This is a genomic window from uncultured Acidovorax sp. (assembly GCF_964021665.1).
In the GTDB taxonomy this organism is placed as follows: Bacteria; Pseudomonadota; Gammaproteobacteria; order Burkholderiales; family Burkholderiaceae_C; genus Acidovorax; species Acidovorax temperans.
In genome coordinates this window covers 1-23586 of the sequence record NZ_CAXIAK010000052.1, presented here as the reverse complement: position 1 = coordinate 23586, position 23586 = coordinate 1, and the positions used below count along the sequence as shown (strand labels likewise).

The window sequence follows — 23586 nt, the reverse complement described above, 5'->3', positions numbered from 1 at the left end:
CAATGCCGCTCAGTTAAGTCTGAGCGGCATTTTTTTGACGGGATACTGGGTCTTGGTCATACGAACCTCACGCGGATACCGCCTGTGGGATCTGCGAGGCGGCAGCACGAAGCGGCGGATGTTCTTTCTCATGGCCGCAAGCTTGGCCGGGATGGCCCCAGGGGTGTGTGATCCTGAACTCCACAGCCACTCATCCACGATGTAGCGCAGCGCCGTGATGAAGCTGATGCGACAGGGCTGCACTTTGGCCTCGTCTGCGATGCGCGTGATCTCCAAGCGGATCAGGTTGTACATCAACAAGGTTGCCCACAGCTCTTGCTTGACCCCATCGGGTTGCTGGCTGCGCAACGTCATCGCCTGGCCCAGCATGTCCGTCTTCATCTCTCCATAGGCCAGCTCAATCTCCCAGCGTTCGTGGTACAGCGCGAACACCTCCTCGGCCTTGTAGCGTGCCGGATCCATCAGGGACGTGAACAAGGTTCTGGGTTTGCCATCGAGTTCACGGGTGATGGCGCGCACCTCCCACGTGAGCGGCAAGCCGGGGTCTTTCTTGCGCGCCTGGGGCGAGACCTTCATGCGCAGCCTCACATCGCCCGGGCCGTGTGTTTGCATCACTTCACCTTTGAGCCCTGCGCGCGCGGGGATCAGCCACTGGCGTCCCTGGCGATGCTGCAGCGGCCACAACAGGCCCGCTGAGTAAAAGCCTTTGTCCACGATCACCAGCGAGTCAGGCGGCAACTTCGGCCACAAGCGTTCAGCCAATGCGTACTCACTGGTGTCGTAGGCATCCAGGCTGGCATCTACCAATAAACGAGCTCTGGCATCGAGCAAGCAGGCCATGCGCACCAGGGGGAAGGGACTTTGGTGGTCTGCGTGGTTGCGCTGGCAACCAAAGTGCTGGCGGTTGTCTTGTGTGTCGGGGGTACGCCAGACCACGCCATCCAATGCGTACAGCGCCAAGCCTTGCCAGCGGTGGCGAGCGGCCTGCTGGTGCGCCCAATGGGCAGCAGTGTGGCGAAACAGCCATTGCAGGGGCTCACTGCCCAGCCGTTGGCGCGCCTGGCTCAGCGCGCTGGAGCTGATGGGTTCATTGTGCTGCCCAGGCAGTGCCAGCTCCAGTACCTCGGCCACGTTCACGATGGAGCGGTCTCTAAGCAAGGCCACACCCAATACCAGCCAAAGTGCCTGCTCCATGGGCAGTCGCCGCTTGCGCAGCGTGGCTACACCCGTCATCTGCAAGGCCTGTTCAATCCACTGCTGGGGTATGTTGCTTTGAACGACACCCCATTGTTCGGGGCTCGCAAACTCATGGGTATCGTTCAGGTACTCTTGCAGCAGCATTGGCTATCGCTTGACCTCTATGGCCAAAGCTCAATTGATCAAGCCTGCACTGTACAAACAACAAAGACCCCGAAGGGCCTTTGCTTAACTTACTGGCATTGCCCTTCGGGGCCGTTTTTTGTTGGGCGTTGTCACCAAATCGTCATGAATTCGTCACTATGCTAAAGGCCATAACAACAAAAAGGAGGAGCCATGGCAGAAGGAAGAACGGCAGTGGGGCGGGGCGTGTTGCTGGTGTTTTGTGCCGTGTTTGCGGTCCTCTTCACGGCCGTGGGTTACTGGGCCGGGCTGCGTCCCCTGGCCTCTACCTTGCAGGCTGCGTTGTCAGTCCAGTCCTGGCAGCCTGTGCCAGCGCAGGTGCTGGACGCCCAGATTCGCAAACATGCGGGCAGTGAGGGAGGCACCGCCTACCAGGTGCTGGTGCGCTATCGCTACGAAATCGCTGGCAAATCCTACGAAAGTCAGCGCGTGGGGTTGGCCCCCCAAGCGGGTGCCGACAACGTGGGTGATTGGCAGGAGCGATGGTTTCAGACGCTGCACCAGGCGCAGCAACAAGGGCGCCCCATCACGGTCTGGGTCAACCCCGCGCAGCCCTCTCAAGCCCTGGTAGACCCGTCCATCCGCTGGCGGTTGCAAATCTTTCGCTTGCCGTTCGCACTGGTCTTTGCCGGGGTGGGCTTGGCCGCTGGCTGGATGCTGTGGCGGCTGCTGTCGGGCCGCGACGCGAAGGCGCCAGAAGATTCACCGCCCAACCCGCTGACCAACAGCCATTGGGGTCTGTGGGCCTTCACGCTGTTCTGGTGCGGTATTTCTTTTCCCATGGCGGCGCTGTTCTGGAGCGACGCTCGCGCACCCTGGTGGGTCAAGGCGCTTTTGGGAGGTTTTGTGGCCATTGGCGCGGGCATGGTCTGGGCTGCTGTTCATCAAACCCGCAAAGTCTGGCGCTACCGTGGTCTGGCCATGACGGCACTGCCGTCACGGCCCAGGGCTGGGCAGCCCGTTGAAGTGACGCTGGTGCTGCCGCCCCGCGCGGCGCAGCACCCGGCTGCTGACCAATTCCAGCTGCGTGTGGCGCAATACCGGGTGGACGAAGCCAGTTCAGGCTCACCCGAGCGGCGCGTGCAGACCCTGGAGGCTGGCACGCGCCGCCTGGCACTGGGCGATGGACATCTGCGCCTGGTGGCCCGGTTTTCCCTGCCAGACGATGCTCCTACCCATGGTGCCCAGCGCAGTGGCGAGCGCGTGGACTGGCGGTTGGAGCTGCTGGGGGCCGAGGGAAGTCTGGAGCTGGCTTATGACTTGCCCGTTCAAGCATCCACCGCGATAGGGGCACGGTTGGAGGTGGATCCGTACGCTCCTTCGGCAGCTTGGCAGGAGGAAATTCCTATTGGACCGGTTGACGCGGGGGAAGAGGGCGGCGCGGCTTCACCGGGCGCATCACGGCTGCCTGTCAATGTTCAGGTGCGCGAAGGGGCCGGTGGATGGAGTCTGCAGTTTGGGCAAACGCCTTGGCGCTGGTCTGCCGTGGTGGCTGCTGCCGCATTGGTGGGCGATGGGTGGATCCATGCCCGCCTGCAGCCCGGCGCGCTCGTGCTACCACAGAGCCTGTGGGGCATGTTGGCCTGGCTGGTGTTGCTGGGGTGGCTGCTGCACGCTGCAACCCGGCGCTGGACTTTGAGCGTGCTGGACGATGGTCTGCTGGTGGCAAGAGGGTCGTGGCTCTGGTCGCGACGGGTTCAGTTGCCCGGTGCTGCCAGCCAGTCACTGGTCTACAAACTGTTTTTTACGAATGGCGCTGGCGCCACGAAGCGAGACTACTACGCCGTTCATGCCAAAAATGCACAGGGTGAGTTGACCAGGCTCACCCCTGGTGTGCATGGCACGGGCACTGCGCGTGCCATAGGTCAAGCGATCGCGCGTGCTTGGAAGGACCGTCAAGGCCGCTTCACGCCAGGGTTGCAGCGGGCGGTGGCAACGGAGTATTCCCGGCCTGCGTGGGGCAGCTTGTTGGTCGCAGCGCTGGCGTGCGCATGGGTGATGGATGCCCGGGTCTTGGCCTGGAACCCCGCCCGGCACCAGCAGGCTGCCCGTGCTCCACAGGTGGAACGCATCTGGGCCCCCGCAGATGCCCAGCTCATCGACGCCCAGAACGCAGGAAATGCACAAGCCCTGGCGCAGGCGCTGCAGCAGGGCGCCAACCCCAATTTGCTGGCCGACAGTGGTTCTTCCATGCTCATGCTCGCGGCCCATCGCGGGCAGCAGGAGCATGTGGAACTGTTGCTCCAGGCAGGGGCGCAGGTGGATTTTCGACAGATGCAAAAAGACAGTGAGCGGGGCGACACCGCCTTGCTGCGGGCCTTCTATGGCGGCCACCTTGGCGTGGCGCAACGGCTGGTGCAGGCGGGTGCCAGCTTGCAGGCCCGCAACCGCTGGGACTGGGGCCCCGTGCACATGGCCGCGCAAAGCGGCTGTGTGCCTTGCCTGGCGTGGCTGCAAGGGCAGGGCCAGTCACTGGTGGAGCCTGCCCCGGCAAGCCGTGGCGAGACACCGGCCATGCTGGCGGCGGCCAAAGGGCGCCTGGCCGCTTTGGAGTGGTTGCAAGCGCAAGGCGTGGATTTGTGGAGCCGCGACGCGCACGGCAAAACGGCGCTGGACTGTGCCCAGTTTGGCAAACGGGCAGATGCGGTGCGCTGGCTGCAAGAGCGCCAGCCAGTGGCGCCTTGAGGTGCAGGTTTGATCATATGCTATAAAAAATATAGCTGCTTGCGCTTGTCTGACAAGCGCTGGAGGTCGTTTTGTCTTGAAATCGCGGCCCACCTGGGTGGCTTGTGGTGGCAAGCCCCAGGCGCCACTCTCTCGTTCAATCCTGTGGCCTGAAGCCAATCTCCAGTGAGGAAGGTACACGCCCATCCACATCGCGTGGCAAGGTTTCCGTCTTTTCCAGGGCGCGCAACACGGCGTCGTCCCATGCCTTGTTGCCACTGGACTGGATTAGCTTTTTGCCGACGATGGTCCCGTCGGGCGCCGCACGCACTTCCACCACGGCCCGGGGGTTGCCCGAAATAGCATCGGGGTACACGATGTTGGGCTTGACCTTGGCTGCCACCTTGCCGCCGTAGCTGCCTGAGGGGCCCGAGGTAACCTTGTCTTTGCCCGTGGCATGTTCGCCGCCAGTGGCGCCCGCCAGGCCTTGCATGCGGCGCATGTTGGCGTCACGCAAGGCGGCCAGTTCCTTGGCTTCGGCATCGGCCCGGCGCTTCGCATCGGCTTCCGCCTTGCGTTTGGCCTCCGCGTCTGCGGCGGCCTTGCGCTTGGCTTCTGCTTCTTCGGCACGGCGCTTTTCTTCGGCCTGCTTCTTTTGCTCGGCGCGTTTTTGTGCTTCCTGCTTTTCCTTCAGCTCGCGCTCTTTTTCACGTTCCTTCTCGCGTTCTTTTTCTTTTTGCAGGCGCTCTTTCTTCTCGGCTTCCAACTTCTCGCGGCGCTCACGTTCGCGCTTTTCTCGCTCCTGCTGTTCGGCGCGTTCACGCTTTTCCTGCGCCAGCCGCTTTTTCTCGCGCTCGATGGCAATGTCTGCTTCGCGGGTGTCAGGCTTTTCCTGAGCCCGTGGCGCAGGTGGAGGCGGGGGCGGCACCACGGCAGCGGGTGGCGGAGGAGGCTCTGCGGGCGTGGGAGGCGCAGGCGGTGGGGGCGGGGCCACGAGGGCAGGCGCGGCCTGCTGCGGAACCGCTGACCACAGCTCGGCTTCCACTGCGGGCTGGTCGGTCGTCGTGGTCCAGTTCACACCCATGGTCAGCGCCGCGATCAAGGCGGCGTGCACCACAACGGCCAGCGACACCGCGCGCAGGCGGCCGGGCGGCGAGGGGGGAGAGAACTGGTCGCGTTCGTCGTGAGCGTGCATGGATGGCCTGGTGACGCTGCGGTATCAGCCGCCTTGCTTGACGGAAAGGCCCACGCGCTGCACGCCGGCTTTTTGCAGGGCATCCATGGCTTTGACCACGGCTTCGTATTGCACGCCCTTGTCCGCGCTGATGATGACGGCGGTGTCCTTGCTCTGGTCTTTTTGCCAGCGCAGGGCGGCATCGCCCACTTCGCGCTGGGTGACGGTGCGCGTGGCGTCAGGCGTCTTGAGCTGCAGCGACCCGTCCTTGTTCACGATCACCTGCGCCACCACCTTGGGCACATTTTTGCCTTTGCCCACGCTGGGCACATCGATCATGCCGGGCGTGAGCATGGGCGCTGTCACCATGAAGATGATGAGCAACACCAGCATCACGTCAATGAAGGGCACCATGTTGATTTCATTGATGGTGCGACGGCCTCGGCCGCGAGACGCCATGGCGGGCATGCGGGCTCCTTAATGGCCAGAGGCCGATTGCGAAGGCTGTGCGCCCAGGTTGCGCTGCAGAATGTTGGAGAACTCTTCGATGAAGGTTTCGAGGTGCGTGGCCACACGATCAATGTCCCGCGCGAAACGGTTGTAGGCAATCACCGCAGGAATGGCAGAGAACAGGCCAATGGCCGTGGCGACCAGCGCTTCGGCAATGCCGGGGGCCACGGTAGCCAGGGTGACCTGCTCCATGCCTGCAAAGCCAGTGAAGGCGTGCATGATGCCCCACACGGTGCCAAACAGGCCGACGTAAGGCGAGACGGAGCCTACCGATGCGAGGAACGACAGGCTGGACTCCACCACATCCATCTCGCGCTGGAAGCTCGCACGCATGGCGCGGCGGGCGCCGTCCAGCAGCGTGCCGGGGTCGGTGATGCGGCGCTCGCGCAGCTTCTGGTATTCGCGCATACCGCTGGCAAAAATTCGCTCCATCGGGCCTGCGTTCTTGGCGTTCTGTGCTGCGCTGGCAAACAGGTCATTCAGGCTGGTGCCGGACCAGAACTCGCGCTCAAAATCCTCGTTGAGCGACTTCACCCGCTTGAGTGCAAACAGCTTGCGGAAGATGGCCGCCCAGCTGGCGATGGAGACGCTGAGCAGCAGCAACATCACCAGCTGCACCACCCAGCTGGCCTGCAGCACCAGGTTCAAGATGGACATGTTTTGAGGGGTCATGAAAGTTGTTCCAGAAGGGTGCTCGGTATTCTTGCGGGCCGCATCGTTGCAGCATCCACCCAGCCAATGCGGATGGTGCCTTCGGTCAGCAACGTGGGCTTGTCTTCGGTCATGTGCTCTGGTTTCAGGAGCGCTTGCTGCGTGATTGTCAGGGATGCGCGGCCCTTGTCGAGCAGGCTGGCGGTAACAATCAGTTCGTCGTCCAGCTTGGCGGGCCGCAGGTAACGCAACTGCGCGTCGGTTACGACAAACATGCCGCCGGTTTGTTCCCGCAAATTGTGCTGGCCAACGCCCAATGAGCGCAGCCATTCGGTGCGCGCGCGCTCAAAGAACTTCAGGTAGTTGGCATAGAACACGATGCCGCCGGCATCGGTGTCCTCCCAGTACACGCGGATCGGGAATTCAAAAGCCATGCTGTTCCCTCGATACCGCTCAGGCCAGCAGCTTGCGCAGTCGCGCTACGGATTCCTGCAATTGCTCCATGGAGTTGGCCGTGGAAAAGCGCACAAACCGTTCGGGCTCAAAGCTGCCAAAGTCACGGCCCGGTGTGATGGCCACATGGGCGCGGCGCATCACTTCCAGGGCAAAGTCCCAGCTGCCTTGCACGCCCAGGCGCTGGGCTGCGTCGGTGCAGTCGGCCCAGGCGTAAAAGGCGCCATCCGGCATCACGGGCACGCTCAGCCCCAGCGACTGCAAGGCCGGGATGAAGTAATCGCGGCGCGCCTTGAACTCGGCGCGGCGGCGTTCGTATTCGGCAATGCTCTCGGCTTCAAAGCAGGCGAGGGCGGCCTGTTGCGACACGGTGCTGGCGCAGATGAAAAGGTTTTGTGCCAGCCGCTCCACCACGGGCACCATGGCATCGGGCACCACCATCCAGCCCAGGCGCCAGCCGGTCATGTTGAAGTACTTGCTGAAGCTGTTGATGCTGATGATGTGCTCATCGATGGCCAGGGCGGTGTGGCCAAACTCTTCCTCGTACGACAAGCCCAGGTAGATCTCGTCGATCATGGTCACGCCGCCACGCGACTGCACCACCTCGTGAATGCGGCGCAGTTCGGCGGGGGCAATCGATGTGCCGGTGGGGTTAGAGGGCGATGCCAGCAGCACGCCCCGTGTCTTGTCCGTCCACGCGGCTTGCACCTTGTCGCTGCTCAGCTGGTAGCGCTCGGCTGCCGTGGTGGGCACCAGCACGGCCCGGCCTTCGGCAGCGCTCACGAAGTGGCGGTTGCAGGGGTAGCTCGGGTCGGGCATCAGGATTTCGTCGCCACGCTCAATCAGCGCCAGGCAGGCCAGGTGCAATGCGGCAGATGCGCCAGCCGTGACCACAATGCGCCGTGCCGGAACGTCCACCCCGAAGCGGCTTTGGTACCAGCCGCTGATACGTTCGCGCAGCGCATCCAGGCCCAGGGCGTTGGTGTATTGGGTGGCACCGTCGCGCACCGCCTTGGCTGCAGCTTCCTGCACCAGCGGCGGGGCGGTGAAGTCCGGCTCGCCGATGTTCAGAAAGATCATGGGCTCGCTGGTGCCCGCCACCTCGCGTGCCATGGCCTGGGCGGCCTTGGCCACTTCCATGACATAAAACGGATCAATGCGCTCTGCGCGGCTGGAGAATTTCATGCTCGGGAATCCTGCGGCCCGCGAGGCTGCGGGCATGGCTCAAAAGAGAAAGACTGCGCCGGAGGAGCAGCCTCTGGCAGGCCGGGGCAGCACCCATCGACAGATAGGCGCAGCACGGGAAGGGCTCAGGCCTCTTCGCCTTCGGCGGCTGGGGCTTCGGGGCCGGGCTTGCCAGCCGCTTTGTCGGCAGCGACTTCGTTGGCACGCAAGCGGGGGGCCAGGCCGTTGAGCACGGCATTGACGTACTTGTGGCCGTCGGTGCCACCAAACTCCTTGGCCAGCTCAATGCATTCGTTGAGCACCACGCGCCATGGCACGTCCATGCAATGCATGAATTCGTACACGCCGATCCACATGGAGGCGCGTTCGATGGGCGAGATTTCGCCCAGCTTGCGGTCCAGCAGCGGCGTGATCAGGGCGTCCAGATCATCAGCGGTGTTGATGCAGCCATGCAGCACAGCGTTGTAGTGCGCTGCGTCGGCCTTGTGAAAGCCTGCCAGGTCACGCGTGAAGGAGTCGATGGCGGCCGCGTCGTTGCGGCCCACGATGTGCTGGTACAGCGCCTGCAGCGCGAATTCGCGCGCACGGCTGCGGTTGGATTTGGATGCAGCTTTGCGCGTGCCGTTGGCCTTGAGGCCGGTGCGCGATTGCTTGGGTGGGCGGGTTTTGGACGATGGGGTGGTTTCGGTCATGACAATTCGTCCAGCAGGTTGGCCATCTCTACTGCCACGCGGGCTGCATCGGTGCCCTTGTCGCTTTGGCGGGCAATGGCTTGCTCCATGTTTTCGGTGGTGATGATCGCGTTGGCGATGGGGATCTGGTAATCGAGCGAGAGTCGCGTCACGCCGGCGCCAGACTCGTTGGCCACCAGTTCAAAGTGATAAGTCTCGCCGCGGATAATGCAACCCAGTGCGATGAGGGCATCAAAGCTGTCGCTCTCGGCCATGGCTTGCAGCGCCACGGGCACTTCCAGTGCGCCGGGCACTTTCACGTGGGTGATGTTCTTTTCCTGCACGCCCAGTGCCTTCAGCTCTGCCAGGCAGGCAGAGGCCAGGGTGTTGGTGATGCTTTCATTGAAGCGAGCCTGCACGATACCGATGTGCAACTTCTTGCCGTCCAGCTTGTCCGCTGTGCCTTTTTCTGCGCCAAACATGTTTATTCCTTGGGGATGAAGCCGGTGATTTCGAGGCCGTAGCCGGCCATGCTGGGCATGCGGCGGGGCTGGCCCAGGAGTGCCATTTTTTGCACGCCGCAGTCGCGCAGGATTTGCGCGCCAACGCCGTAGGTGCGCAGGTCCATGCGGCCGCGCTCTGGGGCCTGAGATGCGCGGGCCGTGCCTTCAAACTGGGCCAGCAATTGCTGCGCGGTTTCGCCGCAGTTCAGCAGCACCGCCACGCCCTTGCCCTGCTTGGCCAGGTACTGCAGGCTGGTGTCCAGACCCCAGGAATGCATGGAGCGGTTGACTTCCAGCGCGTCAAACACCGACAGGGGTTCGTGCACGCGCACGGGCACCACTTCGTCGGCCGTCCATTCGCCCTTGACCAGGGCCAGGTGCACGGCCTGGCTGGGCTTGTCGCGAAAGGCGTGGGCGGTGAAGGTGCCGTATGCCGTGGTCAGCGGGCGGCTGCCCACTTTCTCCACCAGCGATTCATTGCGGCTGCGGTATTGGATGAGGTCGGCAATGGTGCCAATCTTCAGGCCATGCTCTGCGGCAAACAGCTGCAGGTCGGGCAGGCGGGCCATGGTGCCGTCGTCTTTCATGATCTCGCAGATCACGGAAGCCGGGCTGCAGCCCGCCATGGCCGCCAAGTCGCAGCCCGCTTCGGTATGGCCTGCGCGCATCAGCACGCCGCCATCCACCGCCTGTAAGGGGAAGATGTGGCCTGGCTGCACCAGGTCGGTGGGCTGGCTGTTGCGGTCCACCGCCACTTGCACGGTGCGGGCGCGGTCGGCGGCAGAGATGCCGGTGGTCACGCCTTCTGCTGCCTCGATGGACACAGTGAATGCTGTGCTGTACACGGTGCCGTTGCGCGCTGCCATGGGGGGCAGCTTCAGGAACTCGCAACGCTCGCGGGTCAGCGTCAGGCAGATCAGACCACGGCCAAAGCGGGCCATGAAGTTGATGGCTTCTGGGGTGACGTGGTCGGCGGCGAGCACCAGGTCGCCTTCGTTTTCACGGTCTTCTTCGTCCACCAGGATGACGATGCGCCCAGCGCGCATGTCGGCCACGATGTCTTCGACGGGCGAGATGGACACAGGGGTGAGGGGGGTGTTCATGGGAGAGGGCTTTCGTTAGGGCCACAGCGGGGTTGTGCAGCGCGAAACCACACGCCCTCATGGGCCGCACAACCGCAAAGGGTCGCTTGGCCATCCAAAGAACATGTTGTGCGGCGCTGCCGCAGCGCAAGGGGCCAAGCGTGCAGCCTCTTGCAAAGCTGAGTATTTTAGTTCAGCCGGGGCCGCGCTTTGGTGCGCCGGATCAATGGCCTCTGTCATGGCTGGCAAAAAAACGGCGTTGCCATGGGCGGCTGCAGAGCTTGCGGCTGAGTCGGCCTTTTGTGCCAGCCCTTGGGTCAGATCGCGCTGCCCTGCAGCACCACATCCGACTCGGGGTAAGCCACGCAGGGCAGCACGCAGCCTTCGGCTTTTTCTTCTGGACTGAGGCCCGGCCATTCGATGTCGTAGCGCACGCTTCCTTCGACCAAATGGCCGATGCAGGTGCGGCAGGTGCCATTGCGGCAGGAACTGGGCCAGTCAATGCCGCCTTGCTCCATCGAGGTCAGCAGCGATTGTTCGGGCCACGCATCGCACTGGGTGCCGTCGGGCTCGATGCGGGCGATGAAAAAGGGGGCAGCTTGGGTCATGGTGGTTGGGGCCGAAGTGAGCGGTGGGCGGAAGGAGTGAGTGGCAGAGGGAATGATCAGATCAACGCGAGCGCCGCCACACCAGCAGCAGGTTGTTGGCAGGCATGGCGTGGCGCTCGCTCAAATGGAGGCCGGCCGCCTCTGCTCGCTGGGCAACGTCTTCCAGCGCTCGCAAGCCCCACTGGCTGTTTTGGGTGCGCAGGCTGGCGTCAAAGGCCAGATTGCCTGGGGAGGTGGGCACGCCTTGTTCCAGATAGGGGCCATAGGTCACCAGCATTCCGTCGGCGGCCAGGTAGCGGGCGGCGCCGCGCATCAGTGCCACGCAGCATTCCCAGGGCGCAATGTGGATCATGTTGGCGCAGTAAATCAGTTCAAACGGCGTGGAGAAGGGCTCGCCCTCGCTGGGCCAGTGCGCCTGGGTCACATCCAGCCGCAGCGGTGGCAATACCTGCTGCGCACCGCTGTGCGCGCACCATCCGGAGATCGACGCGAACAGATCGTCTTTCCAGTCAGTGGGTTACCAGCGCCAGCCGGGCAGGGAGGCGCCAAAGTGCGCTGCGTGCTGCCCGGTGCCACTCGCAATCTCCAGAGCGTTGCCACGGGGCGCGAGCAGCGCTTGCAGCACCGCAAGGATAGGGCCTTGGTTGCGTTCAGCAGCGGGGCTGTGGGCCCATGGCGGTGTTTGCATAAAAAAGGGGGTTAGCGCTTTACAGTCAAGCGCGAGATGCTATCAAAAATAGAGCGCCACAGTGTTGCCTGGTTTTTTCCGAGCCGGCAGCCCATGCGCCAATTTGCTTAAAAAATGTGCAGCGGATAGGCGATCCTTGTAAATCAATGACTTGCGACGCTCATACAGCACTTGTTCAGAGTTATCCACAATTTTGTCCAGAAAAGAACGGGATAACCGCTGAAAACTGGCGTGTCAGCACCGGGTGGTAGGTTTGCTTAATTTTTCAGCATTTCGTTGAAAGTCATTGAAAATCAAAGGGTTGCATTGCTCATACAAGACTTGTCAAAACTTATGCACAGGCTTGTCCAGCGTGAACAGGGAAAACTGAGCGCCTGAGTGGTTTGCGTTGATGAAAAATTAAGCAGCACAAGTGGCTTCTTGATAAATCAACCACTTAGCAGTCTCATACAAGACTTTTCCCCACTTATCCACATGCTTGTCCAGTGCTGTCAGGGATAACCCGTGCACGGCGTTCTGTCCCCTTCGCAACGATGCCGCGGCGGGCGTTGCCGTACAGTGCTGCCAGCAGTTTTTGTTCCGACATTCATCCCATTCCCCCCCTTTTTTTGATACGGAGAGTTTTTCCATGGCAGACATCGAATTCAAAGGCCGCGTAGCCATCGTCACGGGTGCAGGTGGCGGCCTGGGGCGTCAACATGCGTTGGCCCTGGCGGCCCGCGGTGCCAAGGTGCTGGTCAATGACCTGGGTGGTGCCGTGGATGGCAGCGGTGGCACCGCAGGTGCGGCGCAAAAGGTGGTGGACGAGATTCGTGCTGCGGGCGGCGAGGCCCTGGCCAACGCAGCCTCGGTGACCGACTTTGCCGCGGTGGAAGCCATGGTGCAGCAAGCCATCGACGCCTGGGGTCGCGTGGACGTGCTGGTCAACAACGCCGGCATTCTGCGCGACAAGAGCTTTGCCAAGATGAGCATGGACGACTTCCGCCTGGTGGTGGATGTGCATCTGATGGGCGCAGCCTACTGCTGCAAGGCAGTGTGGTCGCACATGGTGGCCCAGCAGTACGGGCGCATCGTGATGACCACTTCGTCCACCGGCCTGTATGGCAACTTTGGGCAGAGCAACTATGGCGCTGCCAAGCTGGCCCAGGTGGGGTTGATGCAGACCCTGGCCCTGGAAGGCGCCAAGCACAACATCCATGTCAACGCCCTGGCACCGACAGCCGCCACGCGCATGACTGAAGGGCTGATGCCCCAGGAAGTGCTCGATGCCCTCAAGCCCGAAGCCGTGGTGCCTGCCATGCTGGTGCTGGCGCACGAGTCCGCGCCCACCCGCACCATCCTGTGCGCCGGGGCTGGCACGTTTGAGGCGGCCCACATCACGCTCACGCAGGGCGTGCACCTGGGCATTGGCTCTGAAGTGCCGGAGCAGCTCGCAGCCCGCCTGGCCGAAGTCACGAATCGCGCGGGGGAACAGGTGCCGCAAAGCGGCGCGGCCCAGGGCACCAACGAGGTGGCCAAGGCGATGACCGCCCGCTGAGTGCTGGCGGGGGGCGAAGGGGCGGGGCTGCGAGCAGCCTCCAACCACAGCCTTCCGATGCGCGTGCGGGGCTGTGTTTTCAGCCGTTTTACGACAAGGACTTGAGCAGGGTTCGGGCGCAGGGGGCCGGGCCGTGCTAAGTTCCGGGCCAATGAGAAGATGGACCGGTATTACCTTATGAGCAAACTGCAGGACAAACTGAACGCCCTCCCCACCGATTCCCTGCGCGGCATTCGCCGTGGTGTGGAAAAAGAGGGGCTGCGCGTGCAGCCCACCGGAGGACTGGCGCTCACCCCCCATCCCAAGGCCCTGGGCTCTGCACTTACCCACCCGCTGATCACCACCGACTACAGCGAATCCCAACTGGAACTCATCACCGGCGCACACCTGGGCGTGCAACAGTGCATGGATGAGTTGACCGAGGTGCACCAGTTTGTGCACCACACCCTGAAGGACAGCGGTGGCGAGCTGCTGTGGGCGTCGAGCATGCCGTGCGGGCTGCCCACGGACGAGACCATTCCGCTGGCCCGCTATGGCGGCTCCAACGTGGGCCGGGCCAAGAGCGTGTACCGCATGGGCCTGGGCCACCGCTACGGCCGGCGCATGCAGACCATTTCAGGCATCCACTACAACTGGTCATTGCCCGGCGTGAGCAGCGAGCAATATTTCTCGCTCATCCGCAACTTCCGTCGCCATGCGTTTGTGCTGCTGTACCTTTTTGGCGCATCGCCCGCGCTGTGCCCTTGCTTTGTGCAGGGGCGCGAGCACCGCCTGCAGCAGCTCAGCGCCAGCGCCTTGTACCTGCCGCACGCCACATCACTGCGCATGGGGCGGTTGGGCTACCAGAGCGATGCCCAGGCCACCCTGGCCGTGAGCTACAACGGCCTGCAGGGCTATGCCAACTCGCTGCACGAAGCGCTGACCAAGCCTTACCCCGCCTACGAACAGGTGGGCGTGCGCAATCCGGGCGGCGACTACAACCAACTGGGCACCAGCCTGCTGCAGATCGAAAACGAGTTCTACGGCACCATCCGCCCCAAGCGCACGGTGCGCACGGGCGAGCGCCCCTTGCACGCCTTGCGTGAGCGCGGGGTGGAATACGTGGAAGTGCGGTTGATGGACATCGACCCCTTCGTTCCCGTTGGCATCACAGCGCCCACCATGCGTCTGCTGGATGTGTTTTTGCTGCACTGCCTGCTGTCAGACAGCCCGCCGGACACCCCTGAAGAGATCGCGGAACTCAAGCAGAACCAGCACCTCACGGCCGAGCGTGGCCGCGAGCCCGGCCTGCTGCTGCAGCGCCAGGGCCAGGCTGTGGCTTTGACCCAATGGGGTGACGAAGTACTGGCGGCGTGCGAACCCCTGGCGGCCGCGCTGGACGCCACCCACGGCTGCACCGACTACAGCGCCGCCTTGCGCGAGGCCCGCGCGCTGATGCAGGCGCCCGAGCGCACACCCTCTGCCCGGGTGCTGGACACGATGGTGCGCGAACATGCCAGCAGCTTCGAAAGCTTCGCCTTCCACCAGTCAGAACTGGCCCACGACACCTTGCTGAACTTGCCCTGGACGGCCGAGCAGCAGGCACGCTACGTGGCCATGGCCGATGAGTCGATTGCCGCGCAAAAGGCCATCGAGGCTGCCGACACGCTGCCGTTTGAGGAATGGCGCGAGCAGTACATGGCGGTGGAGCAGCTGGGCTAGTTTTTGGGGTTTTGCGCTGTCTGCATAAGCGCTGACAGCTATATTTATTGAAGCAAAGGGGACGCTGGTCTCCACCACGGAACGCGCCGCAGCGGCATTGTTCAGGGAAGACACCCGCCGGACCACCGTCTCCCCTCAGCGGTTTGTTGGTGGTCAATGACTATTTGGCGTCCGCGCGAGCGTCATTTTGGAGACGATGGGATGCGAAAACAGACTCCGGAAATCCCTTCGGGCAGTGCTCCAGACAGACTGTCTCCCGAACTGGAGCGTCTGTTGCGGGTCGGCGCCCGCCGGCGGCAGCTGTCGAAAAACGAGGTCCTCTACACGCGGGGCTCGGCCCCTGACTCGGTGTTCTGCGTCGAATCGGGGGCCGTTCAACTGAGTGCCACTTCGGTCAACGGCCGGGAAGCGGTGCTGGGTGTGGCTGAACAGGGGCGATGGTTTGGTGAGCTGACCCTGTTCATCAATGCGCCCCGGGTGCATGACGCCAGGGCGCTGGTGAAAACCGAGCTGCTCGTGGTGCCGGCCCGGCGTCTGCACGAGGTGGTGGACAGCAATGCCGACTACCTTCGCGAGTTCCTGCGCGTGGTGTGTTATCGGTACAAGTGGGCCATTGAGCGGATCGATGCCAGCATCCTGCAGCCGCTGTCCGTGCGGCTGGCCCAGCGCCTGCTCGCCGAGCGGGAAATGGCGATGCGCGAGGGTGCCGCGCAGCAGCCCGAGCTCCGCCTGTCCCAGGAGGGGCTTGCGCAGCGGCTGGGCGCCTCGCGGCAAAGCGTCAACAGGCAGCTCAAGGAATGGGAGTCCCAGGGCTTGCTGCGCCTGGTGTACGGAGGGGTCACGCTGCTGGACCCGGAGGCTCTGCGGCGTGTCTCCTGAGCCGCAGTGGCTGCTGTGCTACGGCTCCGGCGGGCGCGTCCCGCAACCGTTTTCGGCTTGACCGGTTCCGCTCATGCCAGAAACCGCGTCAGCAGATGGTTGACGTCGTGGGGCCGCTCCAGGTGGGGCACATGGCCGCAACGGCCCAGCACGTGCAGGTCGGCTCCCGGGATGCGCTGCGCGATCTGCAGGCCAATGTCCAGCGGCACCACCCGGTCCTCGCTGCCCCAGATCACCAGCGTGGGCAACGTGATCTCTGCCAGCCTGTGGGTGACGTCGCCAAATTGGGCGGGGTGCTGGCGCAGGCTTTCCACAAAGTTCGTGAGGTGCTGGGGGCAGGCCATGGCCGCCGCCAGCTTCTGTTGCACCATCTCTGCGGTGAGGGCGCTGGAGTCAAAGACAACGCATTCCAGAAAGCTGCGCATGCGGGCCGCAGTGGGTTCTTGGTAGAAGTCCAGCATGGACCGCACGCCCTCGGGCAAGGCAGGATGGAAATTGCTGCGGCCCCCCGTGCCGCCCGATGCCAGCACCATGCATGCGACACGCCCCGGCCACTGCAGCGCAAACGCCACTGCGCTGTGGGCGCCCATGGAAGTGCCCACCAGATGCACAGGCGCGTGGACGCCGGCGGCGTCCAGCACCGCCTGCAGTGCCCGGGCGTTGAGCTGCGAACGATCCTCCTTGCAAACCACGCCGTCGCTGCGGCCCCAGCCCGGCAGGTCCGGCGTGATCAGGCGCAATCCCGCCTCCCGGAGGGCCGGTCGCTGCAGGGCAAATGCGCTCCACCCCGTCGTGCCGGGACCCGAGCCATGCAACAGCGCAACCACCGGTGCATGGGGCGCGCTGCCCCCCGTGTCCGTGTAGTGGATGCGCAGCAGCCTGCCGTCATGGTCCAGGACCGCTTCGCGGGAGCATTCACGTTCGTTGGCCTGCGCTGCCATGGGGGCTGCCTTTTCGATCGCTGCGGGGCGCATCTGCGCACGCCTCACTGTGTCAGGCGGATGTTGGCCGCCTTGGCAATCTCCGCATAAACGGGTGCATCGGCCTTGATCTGCTGTGCAAATTCCTCGGGGGTCCCGCCGCCGGCGATGACGCCGAGCGTCTTGAGCTTTGCCAGCACATCGGGCATGCGCAGGATGTTGCTGACCTCGTTGGCAATCTTTTGCGCAACCGCCGGAGGCGCCCCCGCGGGAAGGAACAGGCCGTGCCATCCCATGGGTTCGAACGACTTGTAGCCCAGTTCGGCAAAGGTGGGCACGTTCGGCAGTTCCTGAAGGCGCTGCGGGCCGCCGACCGCCAGTGGCCGCATCGACTTGATGTGCGGAAGCGCAGACGGAACGTCAATGAACGCGCTCGGCAGCTGGCCGCCCACGATGTTGGTGATCATGGGTGCCGACCCCTGGAATGGCGCATGCGCCAGATCGACACCCGCCTGCATTTTGAGCAGTTCGCCCTGGAAATGGGCGCCGCTGGCGATGCCGTAGCTGCCGTAGCTGGCCTTGTTCGGATTGCCCTTGGCCTGGGCCACGAACTCTGCCACAGACTTCACCGGGGAGTCATTGGGCACGACGAACAGGTTGGTCGTGCGAATCGTCATGACCACCGGGAGCAGGTCCTTGAAGGGATTGAAGGACAGTTTTTCCATCACCGCGGGTTGCTGGATCAGCACGCTGTTGTGGGCCAGCAGCGTGTAGCCATCCGCCGGGGACATGATGGTGGCCTGCGTGCCGATGATTCCCGAGGCTCCCGGCTTGTTGTCGATGTAAACGGGTTGTCCCCAGGCCTGTTGCAGCTTCTCGCCGATCATGCGCGCCACTGCGTCCGAAGCACCTCCGGCGGGGTACGGAACAATGATCTTGATGGGGGCGCTGGGGTAGGCGGGTTGCGCCACAGCGCTAGAGAACGCCCATGGGCTGCAGGCCAGGAGGGCCAGCGTGGCAGCGGGGAACATGCGTCGAATCATCTTCATGGTGTTGTCTCCAAACAGTTGTTATGTTGCAGGGGGGAAAGTGGCTCAGTGCGTAATGGCCGCCAGCAGCCGATCGCGCCGGGCTTTCAGGGCGGGGACCATCTCGTATGGCAGATCGGGGTTGGTCTGATCCAGAACGTGGTCCATGCGGGACTTGACCAGCGGGAGGGCTTCAGGGCTGGGGAAAACGTAGAAGCGGTCTTGCTCGATCGCCTGGAAGGTGATCTCGGCCACCGCTTGCGCAGAGATGGCGCCATTCATCACCGCCTGCTGGGAGGCTTTGCGGGCTGCGAGCTGGGATTTCGTCAGGCCACTGTCATCCATGAGATGGGCGGGCCGGTTGCGCTCCGACTGGCCAATGTCGGTGGATACATACGACGGGCACAGAAGTGCGGCGTGCACATGCGGCGTCACCATCTCCAGGTCGTGGCGCAGGCATTCGGAGAGCGCCACCACGGCATGCTTGGACACGCTGTAGATGCCCATTCCGGGGGAGGTGAGCAGGCCCGCCATGGATGCCGTGTTGACAATGCAGCCTTCATAGGCCGGGTCTGCCGCGGCAGCGGCCAGCATGCGCGGCGTGAAGCAGCGAACCCCGTTGATGACGCCCTTGAGGTTGACGCCGAGCAGCCACTCCCAGTCCTTTTCCGAGTGCTCCCAGACCAGACCGCCCGCCGTGACGCCCGCATTGTTGAACACCACATGCACAGGGCCAAACGACTGCTGCGCTTGATCCGCCAGCCTTTGCACCGCCGCGGCATCGGACACATCGACCACCACGCCGACCGCGTCCGTTCCTTGAGATCGTAGGGCCTGGACGGTCTGCTCCAGCACGTCTGCTTGGATGTCGGCGAGCACCAGTTTCATGCCGCGCTGGGCAGCCGCCATGGCAAATGCCTTGCCGAGACCCGAACCGCCGCCGGTGATGACTGCGACACGGCCATTGAATGTCTTCATGGTGAGTTTCCTTGCTTGTGGGGTGCCTTGCACCGTGGAGGTTGCGTTGTCAGTCGGCGTAGGAGAACAGCGGATCCGTCAGATCAACGCTGGGCAGCGCCTTGCGCTCATAGAGATAGTCCTGGCTGTGTTGCCACTCGGGCTTGTCGCCGCGCCTGGGCAGGCGATGCAGGCTGCGCAGCATGTACCCGGCGTTCAGGTCCTGCGCGTCGACCCAGGTGCCAAGCGCCATGTCGGCATCCTCAGGGCGCGTCATGGGGGTCACGTGCCGGGCCTTGCGGGTCTGCATGTGCTGCAGCAGCCTGCATACGAACTGGCCCACGAGCTCGGCCCGCAGCGTCCAGCTGTAGCGCCCATAGCCGTACACCCAGGTCATGTTGGGCACGCCGGAGAACATCATTCCGCGATAGCTCACCGTCTGGGCAAAGTCCACCGCACGCCCGTCCACCGAGAACGGTATGTCGCCCATGACCGACAAATCGAAGCCCGTGGCGGTGACGACCACGTCACAGTCGATGCGGTCCCCGGACTGCAGCTGAATGCCCTTTTCGTCGAATTGCGCAATGTGATCGGTGACCACGGACGCCTTGCCTGCGCTGATGGCCTTGAACAGGTCACCGTCAGGCACAAAGGCCACGCGCTGCTGCAGCGGCTTGTACGGGGGCGTGAAATGCCGCTCCACGTCGTAGCCCTCGGGCAGGCACGCCTTGACGCCGGCGATGAGCTGCTGCTTGAGGGCGTCCGGGTGGGTTCGCGCGCGCTCGATCAGGTCGGCCCGATCCCGCACGACCTTGCGGCGCATGATCTCGTGGATCCATGCCTCGTCGACTTCCAGCTTGCGCAACTCATCGGCCAATGCATCGGCATTGCGGCCGGTGGCGAAATACGTGGGCGTGCGCTGCAGCATGGTGACGTGCGCACAACGGTCGGCAAGCGCTGGTATGAGGGTCGCCGCCGTCGCCCCCGAGCCGATCACGGTCACGCGCTTGCCGGCGAGATCGATCGAATCGGGCCAATGCTGCGGATGCACAACCTCACCCTTGAACTGCTCAAGCCCCGGCCAGGAGGGTGTATATCCCTTGCTATGCCGGTAGTAGCCCTGGCACATCCAGAGAAAGCCCGCCTGGATCTGCACCGGTTTCCGGGCGTCGTCCACGGCAAGGTCCAGCGTCCAGGTGCTGGACGCACTGGACCACGAGGCCGACTGCACGCGATGCTGGTAGCGGATGTGCGGCCCCAGCTGTTCGTCCTCAATGGTCGATGCAAGGTAGTCCAGGATCTCCTCGCGCGAGGCAATGGGCTTGCCCTTCCAGGGCTTGAAGTCATAGCCAAACGTAAAGAGGTCGCTGTCCGAGCGTGCGCCGGGGTATTTGTGAATCAGCCAGGTGCCCCCGGGTGCCTCCATGGCATCCACGATGAGAAAGCTCAATTGCGGGCAGTGTTTGCGCAGCAGTGTGGCGCTGCAGATGCCGGAGATGCCGGCGCCCACAATGACCACGTCAAAACGCTGGGCAGTGCGGGTTGCGGGATCAGAATCCTGGCGGGGTGAATGCATTTTTTCTCCTGACTTTGACGGCTGGGCTTGCGTCCTTCAGGTCATTGTGTGCAGCGTACGGCTGCAAGACTGTCGGCTTTGGGCAGTCTTCGTGTGCTGGTGAAAAACGTCGAAGTGCGCAGATGCCTGTGCACTGACAGTCGCACCTGAGCGCACGCACGCAGCCCGCGTGCTGGACAGCATCCTGCAAAGCCACCAGCACCGCTTTGAAGCCTTTGCATGCCAGCAGTCCATGGCGGTTGAGGGCGCGATCAGGGGCGGGCGAGATTGATCCGCTATTGAATTGGTAGCGCCTCAGGCATATTGCATTAGCGCTGCCAGCCAAAAACGCTTCAAAGTCAGTCCTGCAGCTGCAGCAAGGCCTCTTGCCGCCGTATTCGGCGGCGCTAAGAAACCCCTCCCACACGCAGCCGTTGCAGCCGCGCCCGCAGCAGGTCGTGGGCTCGGGCGGCGGGTTGCGCAGTGTGATGCCAAGAGCGGCCGCGCGCTGCTGCAGCACCGCGAACATGGCTTGCGCCGTGGCACCGTCCACCGCCGGGGCCGGGGCTGTCTCCTCAGGCAAGGTCACGGCTGGCGGCGCCCCGCCTTGGCGCGGCGCAGGCCGTATTGCACGCCAAACGCGATGCCCAGCACCAGCGCAAACCAGCCCACCAGGGCCGCCTGGCTCATCAGATCGCGCACGCTGGCGGAGCGGGCCACATGAGGCGCCAGCAAGACGACCAGGCCAATCAGGGCCAGGGTCACGCTCTTGAACAGCAGCTCCTTGTCGGCCTTGGTGGCGTTGGGCTTGCGCGGAGTGTCGAGAGGTGCTGGCATGCAGATAAAAACGCCGGGGCGTGGGCAGAAGGAAGACCGCGATTATCCTTGCCACCCTTAGAACACAGAAGAAAGTACCCCCTCGCATGTCCATCCAGTGGTTCCCCGGTCACATGCACCTGACCAAAAAAGCCATCTCCGAGCGCATCAAGGACATTGACGTGGTGATCGAGGTGCTGGATGCGCGCCTGCCCGGCTCCAGCGCCAACCCGCTGCTGGCCGAAATGACCGACCACAAGCCCAAGCTCAAGGTGCTGAACAAGCAGGACGTGGCCGACCCCGAGCGCACCGCCCTTTGGCTGGACTGGTACAACGCCCAGAGCGAAACCCGCGCCGTGCCGCTGGATGCGTCTGACCCAGCCCCTGCGCGCAAGCTCATCGATGCCTGCCACCTGCTGGCACCCAACCGGGGCGGCATGGCCAAGCCCATGCGGGTGCTGATCTGCGGCGTGCCCAACGTGGGCAAGTCCACGCTGATCAACACGCTCAGCAACAAGCGCCAGGCCAAGACGGGGGACGAAGCGGGCATCACCAAGCTGGAGCAGCGCATCACGCTGGCCGATGACTTCTACCTGTGGGACACCCCCGGCATGCTCTGGCCCCGCATCATCGTGCCCGAGAGCGGCTACAACCTGGCTGCCAGCGGTGCCGTGGGGCGCAATGCCTACGACGAAGAACTGGTGGCGCTGGAGCTGCTGCGCCGCCTGCAAGAGCACTACGCGCCGTTGCTGGAAGCGCGCTACAAACTGGGTCTGCCGCCCGGCGCCATGGCTGATATGCAGGACGATGAGCTGCTCGAGGCCATTGGCCGAAAGCGTGGCGCCATGATGAGCGGCGGGCGGGTGAACCTGCAAAAAACCGCCGAGATCGTGATGACCGACTTCCGCACCGCCACGCTGGGCCGAATCACGCTGGAAACCCCTGAGCAATTCGAGCGCTGGCTGGCTGCAGGTTTGGCCAAGGATGCCGAGCGCGCTGCCAAAAAAGAGGCTCGACTCAAATCCCGCGGCAAGGGTTCAGGCAAGCGCGAACCAGGATCGGGCGACCCAGGGGCGCAATAAGCTTCACCCTGTGCGTGGCTGTGTCCACGCACTGAAGTGCCAGGGGTTCGCGGCCATCGGCCCGACCTTGCCTTGGCCTGGTTCTTACTTGGGAGAGCCGTCCACCGGCGCTATCGCAATCTGGTTGCGGCCCCGGTTCTTGGCGAGGTACAGCGCCTGGTCGGCGCGGTCCAGAACGTCCCGCAAACTGCGGTCGTGGGGGCTGATGGTGCCTACCCCTACGCTGACTGTGATGCGGTAGGGGCGGCCTGTCTCATCGGTCAGAGGCGTGCAGGCAACCCCATGCATGATGAGGGTCGCAATCTCGACGGCTTGGTCGTGCGCCGTCAGGGGCAGCAGCACACAGAATTCTTCACCGCCCAAGCGGCCCGCTACATCCGTGGCCCGGAGCTGGGCTTTGACCACATGGGCAAACTCTGCCAGCGCTCGGTCACCCTCCAGGTGGCCCAATTCGTCGTTGATGGTTTTGAAATGGTCCAGGTCCAGCATGAGCAGGGCAAACGGCGCGCCATCAGCGCGTGCCTTTTCGTACACCTGGGTGGCCGCATCCAGAAAAGCCCTGCGGTTGGCCATGCCGGTGAGCATGTCGGTGGTGGCCAGCCGGTGCAGCTCGCGCTCCAGATTTTTGCGCTGGGTCACGTCGCGGTAGATGCCCTCCACGCCCGCAAAATTGCCGGCATGGTCGTACAGGGCGTGGCTGCTGATGGAGATGTCGATCACCGAGCCATCGCGCCGCACCATTTGCCCCGGAAAGTCCGACACCTCGCCTGTTTGCTGGATGGCCGCCTTGAAGGCGTCGCGGTCTTTGCTTTGCGGGTAGTACGACTCGGCCGTGCGGCCCTCGATTTCGTGGGGCTCGTAACCCAGCACGCGCCGCACACCGGGCCCCACATGCTGGACGACGCCGTTGGCGTCCGTGCGGTAGTACACGTCCTGCATGTTTTCAAAAAGACGGCGAAAGTTCTGCTCACTCTCGCGCAGCTGGGCCTGGATTTCACTTTGGTGGGTCATGTCCAGCCCGCACATCAGCACGGCGGGCTTGCCATGCCACTCCACGGCGACGCTGGAGATCAGCACCATGCGCAAATGGCCTTTGGCCGTGCAGATGCGAAATTCGGAGGACTTGTTGGGGCGCCCCTCCTGGTCAGGGTCAGCCACTTGCTGGATACGTTGGGTGGAGCGGATCTGGTCCACCAGGTGCACGAATTCGCCAGACTGCCGCCCGATCAGGCATTCCGCGCTTTCCACTTCAAGCAATGCCACCGCGGCCGCGTTCGCGTACTGGATGGCTCCGTCCTGGGTGATCAGCACAGCCCCAGGCAGCGCGTGCAGCAGATCTAGTGGGTCAGACATGGGTGGGCTTGCCGGAATAGTCGGTGCATTGTGGCACCCGCCACGGCCCGCTCGCACACATTTTTTGCAAAGTGTCACGCATGTGCCAAGCCCATGCGCTGCCGCGTTGCGGGCTCGAACCTGCCGCTGACGCGCTGGTGGCGTCAGTCTTTGGAGTCGGCCTGGGCGCTGGCGGCCAGGGCTGCCGCA

Annotated in this window: 22 protein-coding genes and 2 pseudogenes; 5 read left to right on the top strand and 19 right to left on the bottom strand. The window is 63.7% G+C overall.

Annotated elements, in window-relative coordinates; genetic code table 11:
* Nucleotides 1–9: 9 nt before the first annotated feature.
* The gene (locus AADJ04_RS11890) at nt 10–1341 is read right to left on the bottom strand and encodes an IS4 family transposase (protein ID WP_341239747.1); all 1332 of its coding nucleotides are present in this window, start codon (nt 1339–1341) and stop codon (nt 10–12) included.
* 192 nt (nt 1342–1533) lie between these two features.
* On the opposite strand from AADJ04_RS11890, the gene AADJ04_RS11885 reads away from it, so the two are divergent.
* On the top strand, nt 1534–4065 hold the full coding sequence (locus AADJ04_RS11885) for an ankyrin repeat domain-containing protein (protein ID WP_341239746.1): 2532 nt from the start codon (nt 1534–1536) through the stop codon (nt 4063–4065).
* Between the two features lie 136 nt (nt 4066–4201).
* On the opposite strand, the gene tolA is transcribed toward AADJ04_RS11885, so the two are convergent.
* The 11 genes and pseudogenes from tolA to AADJ04_RS11830 all read right to left on the bottom strand — a co-directional run bounded on the left by tolA (nt 4202) and on the right by AADJ04_RS11830 (nt 12199).
* Nucleotides 4202–5239 carry a cell envelope integrity protein TolA gene (tolA, locus tag AADJ04_RS11880; protein ID WP_142084647.1) on the bottom strand — a complete coding sequence of 346 codons (1038 nt, stop codon included), beginning with the start codon at nt 5237–5239 and terminating at the stop codon, nt 4202–4204.
* A gap of 24 nt (nt 5240–5263) precedes the next feature.
* Nucleotides 5264–5686 carry a biopolymer transporter ExbD gene (locus AADJ04_RS11875; protein WP_207373060.1) on the bottom strand — a complete coding sequence of 141 codons (423 nt, stop codon included), beginning with the start codon at nt 5684–5686 and terminating at the stop codon, nt 5264–5266.
* Between the two features lie 9 nt (nt 5687–5695).
* Complete coding sequence (gene tolQ, locus AADJ04_RS11870) at nt 5696–6400, bottom strand: protein TolQ (RefSeq protein WP_066693536.1); 705 nt, start codon at nt 6398–6400, stop codon at nt 5696–5698.
* Nucleotides 6397–6813, bottom strand: coding sequence for a tol-pal system-associated acyl-CoA thioesterase (ybgC, locus tag AADJ04_RS11865; protein WP_142084643.1), 417 nt, complete (start codon nt 6811–6813; stop codon nt 6397–6399). Before ybgC ends, tolQ begins: the two co-directional genes overlap by 4 nt.
* A gap of 19 nt (nt 6814–6832) precedes the next feature.
* Nucleotides 6833–8017, bottom strand: a complete 1185-nt coding sequence (locus tag AADJ04_RS11860; protein WP_277060182.1) for a pyridoxal phosphate-dependent aminotransferase — start codon at nt 8015–8017, stop codon at nt 6833–6835.
* Nucleotides 8018–8142: 125 nt separating this feature from the next.
* Nucleotides 8143–8709, bottom strand: coding sequence for a transcription antitermination factor NusB (nusB, locus tag AADJ04_RS11855; RefSeq protein WP_341239745.1), 567 nt, complete (start codon nt 8707–8709; stop codon nt 8143–8145).
* Complete coding sequence (ribH, locus tag AADJ04_RS11850) at nt 8706–9170, bottom strand: 6,7-dimethyl-8-ribityllumazine synthase (protein ID WP_044397565.1); 465 nt, start codon at nt 9168–9170, stop codon at nt 8706–8708. Before ribH ends, nusB begins: the two co-directional genes overlap by 4 nt.
* A 2-nt stretch (nt 9171–9172) precedes the next feature.
* Nucleotides 9173–10294 (bottom strand): bifunctional 3,4-dihydroxy-2-butanone-4-phosphate synthase/GTP cyclohydrolase II, encoded by a 1122-nt coding sequence (ribBA, locus tag AADJ04_RS11845; protein WP_341239744.1) that lies wholly within the window; start codon nt 10292–10294, stop codon nt 9173–9175.
* 296 nt (nt 10295–10590) lie between these two features.
* Nucleotides 10591–10881, bottom strand: a complete 291-nt coding sequence (locus AADJ04_RS11840; RefSeq protein ID WP_341239743.1) for a 2Fe-2S iron-sulfur cluster binding domain-containing protein — start codon at nt 10879–10881, stop codon at nt 10591–10593.
* Nucleotides 10882–10942: 61 nt separating this feature from the next.
* Nucleotides 10943–11569, bottom strand: a pseudogene (locus AADJ04_RS11835) (DUF938 domain-containing protein).
* A 399-nt stretch (nt 11570–11968) separates the two neighbouring features.
* On the bottom strand, nt 11969–12199 hold the full coding sequence (locus AADJ04_RS11830; protein WP_142084633.1) for a hypothetical protein: 231 nt from the start codon (nt 12197–12199) through the stop codon (nt 11969–11971).
* On the opposite strand from AADJ04_RS11830, the gene AADJ04_RS11825 reads away from it, so the two are divergent.
* From AADJ04_RS11825 to AADJ04_RS11815, 3 genes are all read left to right on the top strand, one after another.
* Nucleotides 12198–13106 carry an SDR family NAD(P)-dependent oxidoreductase gene (locus AADJ04_RS11825; RefSeq protein WP_341239742.1) on the top strand — a complete coding sequence of 303 codons (909 nt, stop codon included), beginning with the start codon at nt 12198–12200 and terminating at the stop codon, nt 13104–13106. The two genes, AADJ04_RS11830 and AADJ04_RS11825, sit on opposite strands and share 2 nt — an antisense overlap.
* 177 nt (nt 13107–13283) lie before the next feature.
* A complete protein-coding gene (gene gshA / locus AADJ04_RS11820; protein WP_341239741.1) occupies nt 13284–14807 on the top strand; it encodes a glutamate--cysteine ligase in 1524 nt (507 codons plus the stop codon).
* Nucleotides 14808–15008: 201 nt separating this feature from the next.
* Complete coding sequence (locus AADJ04_RS11815; protein WP_341239740.1) at nt 15009–15686, top strand: Crp/Fnr family transcriptional regulator; 678 nt, start codon at nt 15009–15011, stop codon at nt 15684–15686.
* 71 nt (nt 15687–15757) lie between these two features.
* Here the strand turns inward: AADJ04_RS11815 and AADJ04_RS11810 are convergent, their stop codons facing one another.
* The 6 genes and pseudogenes from AADJ04_RS11810 to AADJ04_RS11785 form a co-directional block, all read right to left on the bottom strand.
* Nucleotides 15758–16660: an alpha/beta fold hydrolase gene (locus tag AADJ04_RS11810; RefSeq protein WP_341239739.1), complete on the bottom strand. Its 903-nt coding sequence runs from the start codon at nt 16658–16660 to the stop codon at nt 15758–15760.
* Nucleotides 16661–16671: 11 nt separating this feature from the next.
* Nucleotides 16672–17655 carry a tripartite tricarboxylate transporter substrate binding protein gene (locus tag AADJ04_RS11805; protein ID WP_341239738.1) on the bottom strand — a complete coding sequence of 328 codons (984 nt, stop codon included), beginning with the start codon at nt 17653–17655 and terminating at the stop codon, nt 16672–16674.
* 45 nt (nt 17656–17700) lie between these two features.
* A complete protein-coding gene (locus tag AADJ04_RS11800) occupies nt 17701–18612 on the bottom strand; it encodes an SDR family oxidoreductase (RefSeq protein WP_341239737.1) in 912 nt (303 codons plus the stop codon).
* A gap of 49 nt (nt 18613–18661) precedes the next feature.
* On the bottom strand, nt 18662–20167 hold the full coding sequence (locus tag AADJ04_RS11795) for an NAD(P)/FAD-dependent oxidoreductase (RefSeq protein WP_341239736.1): 1506 nt from the start codon (nt 20165–20167) through the stop codon (nt 18662–18664).
* A gap of 338 nt (nt 20168–20505) precedes the next feature.
* Nucleotides 20506–20675 (bottom strand): annotated as a pseudogene (locus tag AADJ04_RS11790) (oxidoreductase-like domain-containing protein).
* 56 nt (nt 20676–20731) lie between these two features.
* Nucleotides 20732–20983, bottom strand: coding sequence for a hypothetical protein (locus AADJ04_RS11785; protein ID WP_341239735.1), 252 nt, complete (start codon nt 20981–20983; stop codon nt 20732–20734).
* Nucleotides 20984–21069: 86 nt separating this feature from the next.
* On the opposite strand from AADJ04_RS11785, the gene ylqF reads away from it, so the two are divergent.
* Nucleotides 21070–22044, top strand: a complete 975-nt coding sequence (gene ylqF, locus AADJ04_RS11780) for a ribosome biogenesis GTPase YlqF (RefSeq protein ID WP_341239734.1) — start codon at nt 21070–21072, stop codon at nt 22042–22044.
* A gap of 84 nt (nt 22045–22128) precedes the next feature.
* Here the strand turns inward: ylqF and AADJ04_RS11775 are convergent, their stop codons facing one another.
* Nucleotides 22129–23397, bottom strand: coding sequence for a sensor domain-containing diguanylate cyclase (locus AADJ04_RS11775; RefSeq protein WP_341239733.1), 1269 nt, complete (start codon nt 23395–23397; stop codon nt 22129–22131).
* Nucleotides 23398–23586 lie beyond the last annotated feature (189 nt).